Raw genomic sequence first — 12,324 nt, forward strand, 5'->3', positions numbered from 1 at the left:
ACCGGGGTTCCACGACCGCGCCGGTCTGTCTTGTCACACGGCCGTCGGCCGGTGCGCCCCTCGGCGCCCGCCGCCGGAGTCCGCAGTTCTGAACATTTTTCGCGTCGGCCGATGCCGACGTGGTCGATCGATGAGGACAATCTTCATGCCATCGCACACTCCCCCACGTCCGGGCACGGCCCCCACTTTCGTCCTGGTGCACGGTTCCGGCTCGAGTTCGTTCATGTGGACTCCGATCCAACGTGAACTCGCGCTGCTCGGGCACCGCAGCCTCGCCGTCGACCTGCCCGGACACGGGCTGGACGCCCAATATCCCGTCGCCTACCAGGCGCCGCAGGACCTCGACGCGTGGGCGGGCGAACCGTCCACGCTGGCCGCGGTCACCCTGGCCGACAATGCCGAAGTGGTCGTCGACGCCGTCCGCCGGGCCGCCGAACACGGGCCGGTGGTGCTGGTGGGCGCCAGTCTCGGCGGGACCGCCATCAGCGTGGCCGCCAATCTGGTACCGCACCTGGTGGATCGGCTCGTGTACATCTCGGCCTGGTCGTGTGTGACCAAGGCCAACCCCATGGAGTACATGAGCGAACCCGAGTTCGCCGCCAACCTGCTGGCACCATTGGCCGCGCTGAACGTGGGCGACCCGACCGCACTCGGGGTCGGGCGGGCCAACTACCGCACAGCCGATCCCACGCTGCTCACCCAGCTGAAGGCGGCCACGCTGGCCGACGCCACCGATGAACAGTTCCGGGCATTTCTCAACATCCTGCAACCCGACGAATCGATCGCGGTGATGATGGGCGACGCCAGGGTCCAGGCGAACACCTGGGGCACGGTCGCCCGCAGCTACATCCGCCTCACCGAGGACCGCACGCTGCCGATCGCCATGCAGGACCGGCTGATCGCCGAAGCCGACGCGCTTACTCCGGACAACCCCTACGACGTGCACAGCCTGGATTCCTCGCACGCCGGGTTCGTCTTCCGCGCAACGGAAGTGGCCGCTCTGCTCGCTGGGCTGCCAGAATGTGAAGGTGGCGATCGATGACACAGGTCCAGGTAGCGCCGGATCCCCGGAGGACTACAGATGGGTCTGCCATACGTGGGATCCGCCGAGACGTTCACGAATAGTCGCTTCCTCCAGTGCCCTGGCGGCGGCACTGCTGATTGCCGCCGCAGGGCATTTCACCGACAGCACCGAGGTCTATTCGCTGGGAGTGCTGTGCGTGGTCGTGGCCCTGATCGCGTTGACCCACTCGCTGATGGTGCTCACCGCGGGCGCACCGAAGATCACCGTCGGCGAACGGCCCGGTTCACTCGCCCTGCGCTATCGGCCTGTTGCCATCACACCAATTCTGCTGACCTGCGCGGTTTTCGCTCCACCGACAATCGCCGTAGGCTACGTGAATGCTCAGCCAGAAGTAATTCTGATGGGCATCTTCGGCCTTCTCCTGGCGATCGCGGCATCGATAGTCGTCGCCCGGCAACTGAACAAGGCATATCTGGAATTCGGGCCCGATTCGGTTCGAGTGGCCTCGATCTTCGACGACATCGAATGCGAATGGGACGACGTCCACAGTATTCGCGTATCCGAAGACGCACCCGCACTGGACACCGTTTGTGTGCAGCACGCCGAAGGTGCGCTGCACATCCGCAAACGCACTCGAGGGGTCACCGCCGGAAGGCTGCGCCGACGCACTTGGCTGATAATCCCGAGCACCTGGAGCGTTCCCACGAATTCGCTGGCCTCGACGATGATCTTCCTGCATCAGAACCCCGCGGCGAGGGACCGTCTCGACGAGAATCAGCTCGCCGCGATGCTGACCGTCCCCGAATGGGCGATGCCTCGCCGCACGATGTTCGGCCGGACTCGCTGAGCATTGCGCGCAGGTGGGGTCATCGGAGCCGGCCGGTCAATCGGCGACTCCGACAGCCTGCCCGATCGTGGCGGGGTTCTGCAGGCTCGACAGCATCGCGTGAGCGAGATCAGCTCGCCCGATCCGGTGTCCGCGTGCGACATTGGAGCCGATGCTCATCCGGTACGCACCGGTGCGCGGGGTGTCGAGCAGTCGTGGCGGTCGGACGATCGTCCATTCCGCTGAACTGCCTGCGATTTCGGCTTCCATCTCGGCGAGGTCGGTGTAGGCGTCGCGGAACACGCGGCTGATGATCGGTGTCAGCACCGCCCGCATCATGAATGTCTCCCCATCGGGCACGGGCCCTACCGGGACAGCACTCACGGCGACGAGTCGTCGCACTTCAGCGGTATCCATGGCTTCGAGAACCGCCCGCACTCCCGTCGTCGCGATCGCCCCGTTCTCGGTGCTCGCGGCCAGCGCGGACAGCACTGCGTCGCTGCCCCGCACGGCCGGAAGGAGCGCGACGGGATCGGTGATGTCTGCGGTGACGACCTCGAGGTGCGGGTGTGACACCGGCATCCGTCGCGGGTCACGCACCACCGCGGTCACGTGCCGGCCAGCTTCGAGGGCTTGGTCGACGATGTGGCGGCCGGTGCCACCGGTGGCGCCGAGGACAGTGAGTTTCATTTTCCGCTCCTTGTTAGTGAGTATTCACTATGCCTACTATAGTGAGCACTCACCAACAACGGAAAGAGGGCAATGTCCAGAGGCATCGACACCCGCGCTCGCATCCTGGAAGCCGCCGAGCTGTTGATGCGCGAGAGCGGGCTGGCACGAACCACTACCAAGGAGATCGCCCGGGCCGCCGGGTGTTCCGAGCCGGCGCTGTACCGGCACTTCGCGAGCAAGGAGGACCTGCTCGTCGCTGTGCTCCAGGAGCGCCTACCCGCGTTCGGTTCCTTGATCTCCCAGTTCACCGTGGACCCGGGCGATCGATCCCTCCACGACTGCTTGGTCGACATCGCCGTGGAGACAACGCTGTTCTACGAGGGCAGTTTCGCGATCAATGTGTCACTGTTCTCCGACCCGGCACTGTTGCGCCGCCACCGCGCGGCACTGTCCGCCCTCGGCACCGGCCCACACCTCCCCCTGCAGGACTTGGCCGCCTTACTGCGCGCCGAGCAGACCCGGGGCCGGATGAACCCCGACGTCGACCCGGACTCCACCGCTGCCGCACTGATGGGCGCCTGCTTCCAGCGAGCCTTCCTGCACCACTTCCACGGCCCTACCGTCCCGGACGCCGACAACCATCGAAAACAGGTGCGCGAGTTCGCCACCGGAGTCGTCCGCGCACTGGTGACCGGAATCGCGCCCAGTTCCCACATCGACTGAACGAAGGACCCACCCATCATGTCGCAGCCTTTCCAAGCCGCCGATGATCTCGGCCGTGCCGTTTGGCATCAGGGCTCCCTGATGCAGTAGCGGCTGACCGGCGAGCAGACCGACGGCCAGTTCGCACTCACCGAACACAGATGCCGCCGGCCCGCCGCACCCGGGACCATGGCCTCGTAACTCTCAGGAGGACCGGGTTCGGTCGAGGTAAGCCTGTCGCTCGGCCGGGTCGTAAGCGCCGTAATCGGCGCCGCCGACGAATCGTTTGAGCTGCCACATGAGGGACTCGGGAACCAGTTCCTCGAGCAAGCCCATCGGGGCGAGACAGCGCGGCACGGTGACTTCGCCGCGGCCGTGCGCGGCGCTTTCGGTGATCGCCGCGGCAACGGTTTCGGGTTCGAGCGTGGGTTGCAGGCGCAATCGGACACCCGCTGTCAGGTCCGTCCGGGTCGCGGCCGGCAGGATGGTGGTCATCGTGACGCCCGTTCCGGCGAGTTCGGCGCGTAGCGCCCGCGAGAGGGCGACGACTCCGTATTTCGATGCGCAGTAGGTCGCGATGCCCGGGGTGGTGATCTTGCCCGCCATCGACGACACGTTCACGATGTGGCCTCGTCCGCGTCGGATCATCCCGGGCAGAACGAGGTGGGTGCCGGTCAGCACCGCACCCAGATTGATCGCCAGCTCGCGCTGCAGGGCGGCGAGATCCTGGTCGACGAAGCGCCCCATGAGCTGAATTCCGGCATTGTTGACCAACATGTCGATCGGGCCGTGCTCGGCGGCGGCACCGAGATAGTCCCGGAAGCTGTTCTCGTCGGTGACGTCGAGGTGATGGGCGTGGGCGCCGAGTGTTTCGGCGGCCTCCTGCGCAGCGGCGAGATCACGATCACCGATCCACACCGTGGCACCGCGACCGACGAGTTCGGCGACCGTGGCCCGCCCGATTCCGCGGGCGCCGCCGGTGACACATACCCGGGCTCCGTCCAGTTCGATCACAGCGCGCTGCCCACCGGGTGCCGCAGCGCGAAGTAGGCGATGAGGCGGATGTCATCGGCCCCTTTGAACAGCAGTGCGCGGCCGAGGTACACCCCGGGCGTCAGTTCGACGATCTCGTCGCGAGTCTTTCGGATCGGAAAGGTGCGAACACCCGGGTTCTGGTAGCGCGGCACGCCGTAATCCAACGCGCGCACTGTGACCCGCGGCTCGATCAGGCCCTGGTCGACGGAATGGTTGAAATGAAACCCTTCCGATTCCCCGCCGACCAACCGCAGCCGGCGGTATCCGAACGTGACGATGGGCATCGCCACCATGGCGAGCGGCGACAGCCGGTTCAGACCCGTCCCGGACGCGAGATCGAAGGATTTTCCCCGCCAGGTCGGATCGATCCTCATGAGTTGATTTGCGAGCTTCGCCTCGGGGATTCCGAAAAGCCTGCCGACGATCTGGCCTTCGAGTTTGCCGTCCAGATTCTGGGGTTCGGTTCCTGCACCGAAGAGCTGGGACAACGCGTTCCGGTCGTCTCGCCGGCCCAGCGCCCGCAGGTAGGACCACATTTCCGTACGAGCCCTCGTGGGGCTGTGTTCGGCGAGAGCACGCAGCTCGCCGAGCATCGCCGCCGGGCCGGGCTTGGTGGCAGGCTCGCTGAAACCCCTCAGATCCGTGGTCATCACGTCTCCCAATCTGGTACAGGACAGTACCTATTCAACTGGTACGAAACTGTGCCAGAGTCGCTCCGGGCTGTCAACGGGAAGTCGGCGCATCGGGGGATGCGAGAATGGCCGACGTGTCCGCAGCCGGTAAGCGCAGTTACGGGGGAGAATCCGCGTCCGAACGCGTCCGGCGCCGACGCGCCAAGCTGATCGATGCCGCCCTGACAGCGATGGCCGAGAACCGTTGGCGGTCAGCCACTGTCGCCGGACTCTGCGACGAGGCGCAACTCAACAAGCGGTACTTCTACGAGAACTTCACCGACCTGGACACCTTGGCGAGCGCTGTGATCGATGAAGTCGCAGCGGAGGTCGGTCACGCGGCCGTCGCCAGCTATGTGGTGTCCATCGACCTTCCGCTGGCCGACCAAGCGCGCGCCGCGGTCGATGCGGTGGTCGGCGCACTGGGCACCGACCGCCGGAAGGCACTGGTACTACTCGGCGGTGTCGCCGACAGTCCCACCGCTCACGCTCGGCGCAATGATGCGATGCAGGGGCTCACCGCGATTCTCGTCGGCCACGCCCGCAACGTTCACGGTGTCGCACTGGAGAAGGACTCACTCGCGTCGACGGCACCGGCCTTCGTCATCGGCGGAACCGCGCAAGCCATCCTGTCCTGGGTGGACGGCACGGCCGCCGTCGACCGAAGCCGGCTCATCGACGACATCGCGGCACTGTGGCTGGCACTGGGCGAAAGCGCGGCCGGCCTCGCACGTGCGAGACTCGAGGCAGAGATGTGCGACGGCGCCGGGCACACATGATCAACACCATGGGCCCGCGCCGACTGCTTCTTACGTCCGGGCTCTCGGTGTCGTAGGCGGAGTCCGTGCCTCGTTGCGGTGTTGCTCCCACCAGGAGGCACCGTCGGGGTGGGAGGGGTCCGGGTTCTTCGGCGGCAACGGCGCGCTGGGTATGCCGAGGACTCTGAGTCGCCAGTCGTCCTCGGGGATCGCGGCCACGATCCGGACCGGGACGACCGCGGTGAGCAGCAGGCAGTTGCCGACGCAGATCATCAGACATATCGCGGGAACCGAGACCACGATCGTGGTGGCGAGCGATCCCATCTGGATCGGATCACGGGAGATGGACAGGACGTTCCCGCCGATGCTGGACAGCACGGTCGCGACGAGCAACAACTCGTAGAACCGCACCAGAGACGTGGCCTTCTCGTCGCGGATGCCCACCAACGTGATGAAGGTGCAGGCGACCAGCGCGACGGTGAGACCGACCACCAGCGGCCACAGCCACGTCAGGTGCTCCGGAACCCCCGCCACCCGCGCGAGCGTGGAGGTGAAGGTGAACGAGGCGATCGCCGCGGCGACGACCAACACCGCCCCTAAGCCCACCAGCAGCTTCGGCACCGTGACTGGAATAGGGCGAGGGAAACGGTCCGAGTGGTCCATCGGGCTCCATTCTACGGGCTACGGCCGCCAAACATGCAGGCACTCAACAGAGTACGGCCACGCGCGAAGTGATGTCGCGGCGCTCGCAGCTCCCCACGCCCCACGGGCACGCCGATCGGGTCACTCACAGACGGGCATGACGAACGGTGACCGCCATGCGGCGAAGCCTGGTGCGCATCCGACCATCGGTGTCGGGCGCCAACCGCACGCCGGCTGCGTCGGCGATTCGGTCCGCCACCGCCGCCACCGGCGTCGAGTCGGTCCAGATATGGTCGGCGAACTCGGGTTTGCCGAGCTGCTCGAGACAGAAGTCGAGCTTGTCCACGGCGAACTGTTCCGCCCGCAACAACAGATCGCCCTGCCCGACAGCGCGCAGCAGGGGCGCGAACCCGAGCCCACGGTCACGCAGGCGGTCCAGCACTGTTTGCCTGCGGGCCAGCAACGCGAAATGGCGCACGTCGTGTCCCGTTTCCCGTAGCCGTCCGACTGTTTCGGCGAAGAATCGGGGTTCGGCGACAGTCATCGGCGCGATCACCACGCCGTCGTGCTCGCGAAGCACATGGTCCAGTACCTCGAACACACCTTGGCGCCAGCTCGGATATTCCTGGAAGTCGCCTCGAAGTCGTGGCGGCAGCATCCGGTGCAAACCGAAACCCACCGATTCGGGATCGCACACGACGCTGCCCGGAAGCCGCCGGTGCAGCTCGAAGGCGGTCTGGGTCTTGCCGCCACCGAAGGGACCGTTGATCCAGAGCAACATGGCCACAACCCTATCGCCGCGGTTCGAGCCCCCTCGGCGTCCTGGTAAGCCGACCGTTGATTCCCGAGAGCGCAAACGGGTACGGCGACCACATGGGGCCGCCGGGAGCGCTGTTCGAGCGGGCGCCTTCGGGACAACCGAGCACTCGGTGACGAGAACGGAGGGCGAGGTGAGCTGGCCGAGAACGAGGAGACTGCTGGCCGTCGCGGTCTGGCTCGCCGCACTGTACGGCGCCTGTCTCGGTTGCGCGAACTTCGCCCTTTCCACCGGCGGCCCGCTGGAACAAGCGGCCGCGGAGACATCGTCACAGGTGCAGACCTTGCGTCTGGCCGCCGTCGCGGGAGTGTCGGACCCGGCGCCGACAGTGATGCTCGGCGTCGTGATCGACGACGCCGACACCGCCCTGGCCGAAGCGGCCACCAAGGTGGTGCGGGTGTCACCGGAGCAGCCCCGGCGCGCGGAACTGCTCGCCCTGATCGACCGCGCCCGCGAACTGCTACCCGAACAGCGCGCCGCGCTCGACACCAGTGACGACGACGCGTTGCGCCGGATCCGCGACCAGCTGTCGGCCCTGTCCGGCGATCTCGACCGGTGGCGGCGGGAATGAGCAAACTACTCGGTCTCACCCTGGGCGTGCTCACTGCCGTCGGCGGTTTCGTCGACATCGGTGACATCGTGGCGAGCGGGACCATCGGCGCCCGATACGGGCTCAGCCTGCTCTGGGTGCTCGTTGTCGGGGTGGTCTGCATCTGTGCCTACGCCGAGATGTCGGGCCGGGTGGTCGCGGCCTCCGGGCGCCCGGTCTTCGACATCGTCCGTGAGCGGCTCGGTCCGCGCGCGGCCCTGCTCAACCTCGTCGGTTCGTTCCTGGTCACCCTGTTGACGCTCACCGCGCAGATCGGCGGCATCGCGCTCGTCGTGGAGCTGGCGGGCGGAATCTCGCATCTGGTCTGGGTGATGCCCATCGCGATCGGACTGTGGCTGATCGTGTGGCGGGTCGGTTTCGAGAAGATGGAGCAGGTGTTCGGGCTGGCCGGTCTCGCGGTGCTGGTCTTCGCGGTCTCGGTCTGGTGGCTCGATCCCGACTGGTCGGCGCTGGCCGACCAGGCTCGCAGCCTGAGTCCGCCGAGCGGCGAACCGGTGCCGACCTACCTGTTCTACGCGGTCGCCCTGTTCGCGGCCGCGATGACTCCCTACGAGGTGTTCTTCTTCTCCTCCGGTGGGGTGGAGGAGAAGTGGACAGCCAAGGATCTGCGTGGTCAGCGAATCAATGTGCTGCTCGGTTTTCCGCTGGGCGGCATGCTTTCCCTCGGCATCATGGCCACCGCGGCGGTGGTGCTGCTCCCGGCCGGATTGGATGTGCAGAGTCTGAGCCAGGTGGTGCTGCCCGTCGCGCTGGCATTCGGCGTCGCGGGAGTGGCCGTCGCGCTGTTCGGTTTCTTCGCCGTCACCGTGGGCGCCGCGCTGGAGACCGGCCTCAGCTGCGGTTACGCGGTCGCACAGTATTTCGGTTGGTCGTGGGGGAAATCGATCCGGCCGGTGAAGGCGGCGCGCTTCCATCTCGTGGTCGGGCTCTCGATCCTGGTCGCCGCGCTGGTGGTGCAGCTCGGTATCGATCCGGTCAAGATCACCGAGTATTCGCTGATCTTCTCCGCTCTCGCACTGCCGTTGACATACCTGCCGGTTCTCGTCGTCGCCAACGATCGCCGGTATCTGGGTGAGCACATCAACGGCCGCCTCGCCAACACCGTCGGCCTCGCCGGCCTGTTCGTCGTGCTGCTCGCCGCGGTGTCGGCCATACCGTTGATGATCATGACAGGGATGGGCGCATGAACGATTGGCACGGTCACCATGCCCTCGACGTGGACGCGGAACTGCTGGACCGGCAGGTCATGGGCCCGGACGGCGCCGCCGTCGGCAAGGTCGACGACCTCACCCTGGTTCGCGCCGAGGACGGAACACTCGAGATCGGCGATTTGGTGATCGGTGCGGCCGCGCTGCTCGGGCAGCTGCCCGCCCTCGCCCGGTGGCCACTGCGCTGGTGTCTGGACCTCACCGGCTCCACCGAACCTCGCCACGTTCCGATCGACGAGGTGCGAGAGGTGAATTCCGCGGTCGAGATCACCGCCGCCGCGCAGCAGCGCGCCGAGAGCCCGGCGGGGCGCAGGGTTCGAGACCGGCTCATCGCCCGGATACCCGGAGCCGATGATGCGGGCTAGAGACTTGATAGACGCCCGGGTGTGGGATGCCGACGGCCGCCAAGGCGTCGTACTCGACCTGCGTGCGATTCCCGTGCGCAAGGGCGACCGGACCGCGCTCGTGGTCGAGGGACTGGTCGTCGGCCGGCACCGGATTCGCCTGCTCGGCTACGAACGCCGAGAGGAGCGCGGTCCGGCGTTGCTGCGCTGGCTCGTGGGCCTGCTGCATCGAGACACGCGGTACGTCGAGCTGACCCGATGCACGCTCGACACAGACGGCACCGTTCGGCTCCGGTCGACATGGGACGGCTACCCCACGTTGCGTGAGGTCAGGGCCCCGGATCGAAACACAGCTCGCGGTCGGCCCTCCTGAGCCACGGCTGAAAATCAGTTCGGTTATGCCACAGTGCTTTCGGGCTGTTAACGAAGCCGGTCAAACGACCGATGTGGTCACGGAGGTCATATCCGTGACCGGATTCAACTCGAGCAGATCGGTTTCCCATGATTCGCGTCAATCGTCCCCTCATCGTGAGCGCGCTGCTGGGCGGTGCGGTCCTGATGTCGGTCGCCCCGGCACAAGCCGAGGCACTCGCCCGACCCCAGGCCGTCGAACACCAGCTGATCAGCAACGGCGAGATCGCCAGCGGTTCCGCCGATCTGAACAACTTCTTCTGCGGCACGCCGTGGCGTCCGGTGTGTTTCCCCGGCGCGCTCCCGTCCTGACCTGCCTGAACCTCGGTGTGCACGGGACCGTGCCTGTCAGCCACCGGCGCGGGGCAGAACCACGGTGAAGGTCGCTCCGCGGCCCGGTGCGCTGCGGGGTGTGGGTCAGCGCGTTTCCCAGTAGATTCGCCAGCACTTGCCGCAACCGTGCTTCGTCACCGAGCACAACCATGGCTCCCGTGCCCGCGACGGCCAGGTCGATCGTGCGCGTATCGGCCTGGCCCGCCGCCCGGGCGTGCGCGTCACCGACGGCATCGGCCGCCAGGGCGAGCAGGTCGATCGAGGGGGCGGTTCGCATCGAGGTCGGCAAGCATCAGCAGGTCGGCCACCAGTCCGCCCATTCGGACAGCCTCGGATTCGATCCGGCCGAACAGCGCCTCCGGGTCGGTGTGGTGGCCGATCCGGTAGACCTCGGCGAAACCGCGGATGGTGGTCAGCGGGGTGCGCAATTCGTGGCTGGCGTCGGCGACGAACTCGCGCATCCGGCTCTCCGAGCGGCGGGCCGCCGCTTCCGATGCCTCCGTCGCGGCGACACCGTTCTGGATCCGGGTCTGCATCGCATTGACCGAGCGCGCCAGGTGATCGACTTCGGTGTCGACGTCGCGCACCGGCACCCGGCAGTGCAGGTCACCCGCTGCGATCGCCGCCGCGGTCTGCTCCGCCCCACGCAGCGGCCGCAAGCTCCACTGCACCACGAGGTAGCCGACCACGCCGAGCAGCAGCAGGGCGATGGAGCCCGCGACGAGCACGAGCCCGGTGATCGTCTGCCGGGTCTCCGACAGTGGTGTGCCGACGGTGACCGAACCGTAGGAGTTGGTGGTGGTCAGCACCCGCCAGTCGACGTCGGGTCCGGTCGGTGCGTCCTCCGCCCGAGTCCTGCGGTGGCGTCGACATCCGGCAGCCCGGACGAGCCTTCGACCGCACCGGGGGATCGGAGAACCGGACCGAACCGAGCTGCGCCCGGCCTGGGAACTTCCTGGAAGTCGCGCGGCACCGGCCGGCGCACGGTCAGCCCACAGTGCGTGCGGCGATCCAGCGCAGCAAACGGACACGGCGGGTCCACCGAGCGGGACGGGAAACGGAGCCGAGGAGGGCATGTTCTGCGCGATCCAGGCAATCCTCGATGAGGGCATCGTGGAGCCACCGGTAGGCCGACGGCCAGGTCAGTCGTGCCGGGCCGCGAGGAGTCATGACGAGCAGGTGAATCAGATCGGTGCCGTCGGAGGTGGGCGCAACGGTGAATTCGTGGAAACCGTGGAAACCGCGGGGGTCGGTGAAGCGAAACCGCACCCAGCGGCCCGGCTCGTAATGCGCCACCGTGTACCGGACCGGGCCGTGCCCACCCACCGCGCCCACACCGAGGGGGCGATCGAATCGCATCGGGGGCCAGCGGTGTGCCGGCCAGAGTGCGTCGTCTTCGCCGGCGAGGGAGTCCACCAGCGCGCCCACCGCGCCCTCCGGTACGGGCAGGTGGCGTGTGTGCATGTTGACAACGGCCATGATCGGCTCCTCGTTTCGGCTCGGCGTAGCAACCTGCCCACGCCTCGTCGGTGACGCGACCGGCGGATGCGGTTCGGACAGCGCGGCTTCCGATCACCTAGTTTTAGAGACGTTACTCTAAAAAGAAATCAGCGTCTATCCTCTGCTGCATGGGAAGGCCACCGAGGCACGATGCCGATCGACTCCTCGACGCCGCGGCCGAACTCCTGGCCGACGGCGGCCCGGCCGCTGTCACCATGTCGGGAGTGGCCAGAGCCGCGGGTGCGCCGAGCGGGTCGGTGTATCACCGCTTCCCGGATCGCCCCGCGCTACTGGCCGCGTTGTGGTCACGCGCGCTACGGGGATTCCACGAGGAACTCTTCGCCGCACTGAGCCTCGCAGAACCGCAGGAGGCGATCCGGCGCAGTGCCCGCGCGAGCCTCGAGTGGGCACGCCGCCATCCCCGCGAGGCGCACGTACTGCTCGCGGGCGCAAGAGAACTGGACGAGCAGAACTGGAGCGAGCAGGCTCGTACGGAGACCGCGCGAGCCAACGCCGCGCTGCACGACGCCCTGGCCGCGCTGACAGAGCAGGCCGACGACGACGCGGCCGACCGCGCGCTCCTCGCCGTGGTCGACCTGCCCTACGCCATGATCAAGCGCTACCTCAGGACCGGTCAGCAGATCCCCGACCATGCTCCCGACCTCGCCGAACAGGCGGCGGCAGCGCTGTTCGCGATGAGCCGGCACCAGTGATCAGGCCGCCTGCTGGGAATCGGTGACCCGGCAACGACCTGATCCTCCTGGGCCTCAC

General features: G+C 67.3%; 16 protein-coding genes and 1 pseudogene. 10 read left to right on the top strand and 7 right to left on the bottom strand.

The window, feature by feature from the left end:
* The first annotated feature begins 145 nt into the window (after positions 1 to 145).
* Positions 146 to 1,042 carry an alpha/beta fold hydrolase gene (locus ACFO5K_RS18715; protein WP_378564331.1) on the top strand — a complete coding sequence of 299 codons (897 nt, stop codon included), beginning with the start codon at positions 146 to 148 and terminating at the stop codon, positions 1,040 to 1,042.
* Positions 1,029 to 1,871, top strand: a complete 843-nt coding sequence (locus ACFO5K_RS18720) for a hypothetical protein (protein ID WP_378564334.1) — start codon at positions 1,029 to 1,031, stop codon at positions 1,869 to 1,871. The genes ACFO5K_RS18715 and ACFO5K_RS18720 overlap by 14 nt, the downstream gene beginning before the upstream one ends.
* 36 nt (positions 1,872 to 1,907) lie before the next feature.
* On the opposite strand, the gene ACFO5K_RS18725 is transcribed toward ACFO5K_RS18720, so the two are convergent.
* The gene (locus tag ACFO5K_RS18725; protein WP_378564337.1) at positions 1,908 to 2,540 is read right to left on the bottom strand and encodes an NAD(P)-dependent oxidoreductase; all 633 of its coding nucleotides are present in this window, start codon (positions 2,538 to 2,540) and stop codon (positions 1,908 to 1,910) included.
* Positions 2,541 to 2,612: 72 nt separating this feature from the next.
* Here ACFO5K_RS18725 and ACFO5K_RS18730 point away from each other — a divergent pair, with 72 nt between their 5' ends.
* Entirely contained in the window at positions 2,613 to 3,245 is a 633-nt protein-coding gene (locus ACFO5K_RS18730; protein ID WP_378564340.1) for a TetR/AcrR family transcriptional regulator, read from the top strand.
* Positions 3,246 to 3,428: 183 nt separating this feature from the next.
* Here the strand turns inward: ACFO5K_RS18730 and ACFO5K_RS18735 are convergent, their stop codons facing one another.
* Together ACFO5K_RS18735 and ACFO5K_RS18740 are read right to left on the bottom strand one after the other, a co-directional pair.
* Positions 3,429 to 4,238 carry an SDR family oxidoreductase gene (locus ACFO5K_RS18735; RefSeq protein ID WP_378564343.1) on the bottom strand — a complete coding sequence of 270 codons (810 nt, stop codon included), beginning with the start codon at positions 4,236 to 4,238 and terminating at the stop codon, positions 3,429 to 3,431.
* Entirely contained in the window at positions 4,235 to 4,909 is a 675-nt protein-coding gene (locus ACFO5K_RS18740) for a hypothetical protein (protein WP_378564346.1), read from the bottom strand. Before ACFO5K_RS18740 ends, ACFO5K_RS18735 begins: the two co-directional genes overlap by 4 nt.
* Positions 4,910 to 5,016: 107 nt before the next feature.
* Here ACFO5K_RS18740 and ACFO5K_RS18745 point away from each other — a divergent pair, with 107 nt between their 5' ends.
* A complete protein-coding gene (locus ACFO5K_RS18745; protein ID WP_378564349.1) occupies positions 5,017 to 5,709 on the top strand; it encodes a TetR/AcrR family transcriptional regulator in 693 nt (230 codons plus the stop codon).
* Positions 5,710 to 5,739: 30 nt separating this feature from the next.
* On the opposite strand, the gene ACFO5K_RS18750 is transcribed toward ACFO5K_RS18745, so the two are convergent.
* Positions 5,740 to 6,309, bottom strand: a complete 570-nt coding sequence (locus tag ACFO5K_RS18750) for a DUF2637 domain-containing protein (RefSeq protein ID WP_378564352.1) — start codon at positions 6,307 to 6,309, stop codon at positions 5,740 to 5,742.
* Between the two features lie 166 nt (positions 6,310 to 6,475).
* The gene (locus ACFO5K_RS18755; RefSeq protein WP_378564355.1) at positions 6,476 to 7,111 is read right to left on the bottom strand and encodes an AAA family ATPase; all 636 of its coding nucleotides are present in this window, start codon (positions 7,109 to 7,111) and stop codon (positions 6,476 to 6,478) included.
* A gap of 169 nt (positions 7,112 to 7,280) precedes the next feature.
* Between ACFO5K_RS18755 and ACFO5K_RS18760 the strand changes: the two genes are divergently transcribed.
* The 5 genes from ACFO5K_RS18760 (at position 7,281) to ACFO5K_RS18780 (ending at position 10,032) form a co-directional block, all read left to right on the top strand.
* The gene (locus ACFO5K_RS18760; RefSeq protein ID WP_378564358.1) at positions 7,281 to 7,718 is read left to right on the top strand and encodes a hypothetical protein; all 438 of its coding nucleotides are present in this window, start codon (positions 7,281 to 7,283) and stop codon (positions 7,716 to 7,718) included.
* Complete coding sequence (locus tag ACFO5K_RS18765) at positions 7,715 to 8,944, top strand: NRAMP family divalent metal transporter (protein WP_378564361.1); 1,230 nt, start codon at positions 7,715 to 7,717, stop codon at positions 8,942 to 8,944. The genes ACFO5K_RS18760 and ACFO5K_RS18765 overlap by 4 nt, the downstream gene beginning before the upstream one ends.
* Positions 8,941 to 9,330 (top strand): hypothetical protein, encoded by a 390-nt coding sequence (locus tag ACFO5K_RS18770; RefSeq protein ID WP_378564364.1) that lies wholly within the window; start codon positions 8,941 to 8,943, stop codon positions 9,328 to 9,330. Before ACFO5K_RS18765 ends, ACFO5K_RS18770 begins: the two co-directional genes overlap by 4 nt.
* Entirely contained in the window at positions 9,317 to 9,682 is a 366-nt protein-coding gene (locus ACFO5K_RS18775) for a hypothetical protein (protein WP_378564367.1), read from the top strand. The genes ACFO5K_RS18770 and ACFO5K_RS18775 overlap by 14 nt, the downstream gene beginning before the upstream one ends.
* Positions 9,683 to 9,810: 128 nt before the next feature.
* Positions 9,811 to 10,032: a hypothetical protein gene (locus ACFO5K_RS18780; RefSeq protein ID WP_378566268.1), complete on the top strand. Its 222-nt coding sequence runs from the start codon at positions 9,811 to 9,813 to the stop codon at positions 10,030 to 10,032.
* Positions 10,033 to 10,126: 94 nt separating this feature from the next.
* On the opposite strand, the pseudogene ACFO5K_RS18785 reads toward ACFO5K_RS18780, so the two are convergent.
* Positions 10,127 to 10,883, bottom strand: a pseudogene (locus ACFO5K_RS18785) (HAMP domain-containing sensor histidine kinase); the annotation flags it as partial.
* Positions 10,884 to 11,040: 157 nt separating this feature from the next.
* Positions 11,041 to 11,532: an SRPBCC family protein gene (locus ACFO5K_RS18790; RefSeq protein ID WP_378564370.1), complete on the bottom strand. Its 492-nt coding sequence runs from the start codon at positions 11,530 to 11,532 to the stop codon at positions 11,041 to 11,043.
* A 149-nt stretch (positions 11,533 to 11,681) separates the two neighbouring features.
* On the opposite strand from ACFO5K_RS18790, the gene ACFO5K_RS18795 reads away from it, so the two are divergent.
* Positions 11,682 to 12,266, top strand: a complete 585-nt coding sequence (locus ACFO5K_RS18795) for a TetR/AcrR family transcriptional regulator (protein WP_378564372.1) — start codon at positions 11,682 to 11,684, stop codon at positions 12,264 to 12,266.
* The last annotated feature ends 58 nt before the right edge of the window (positions 12,267 to 12,324 follow it).

Source organism: Nocardia halotolerans, assembly GCF_042650145.1.
GTDB classification, from domain to species: Bacteria; Actinomycetota; Actinomycetes; order Mycobacteriales; family Mycobacteriaceae; genus Nocardia; species Nocardia halotolerans.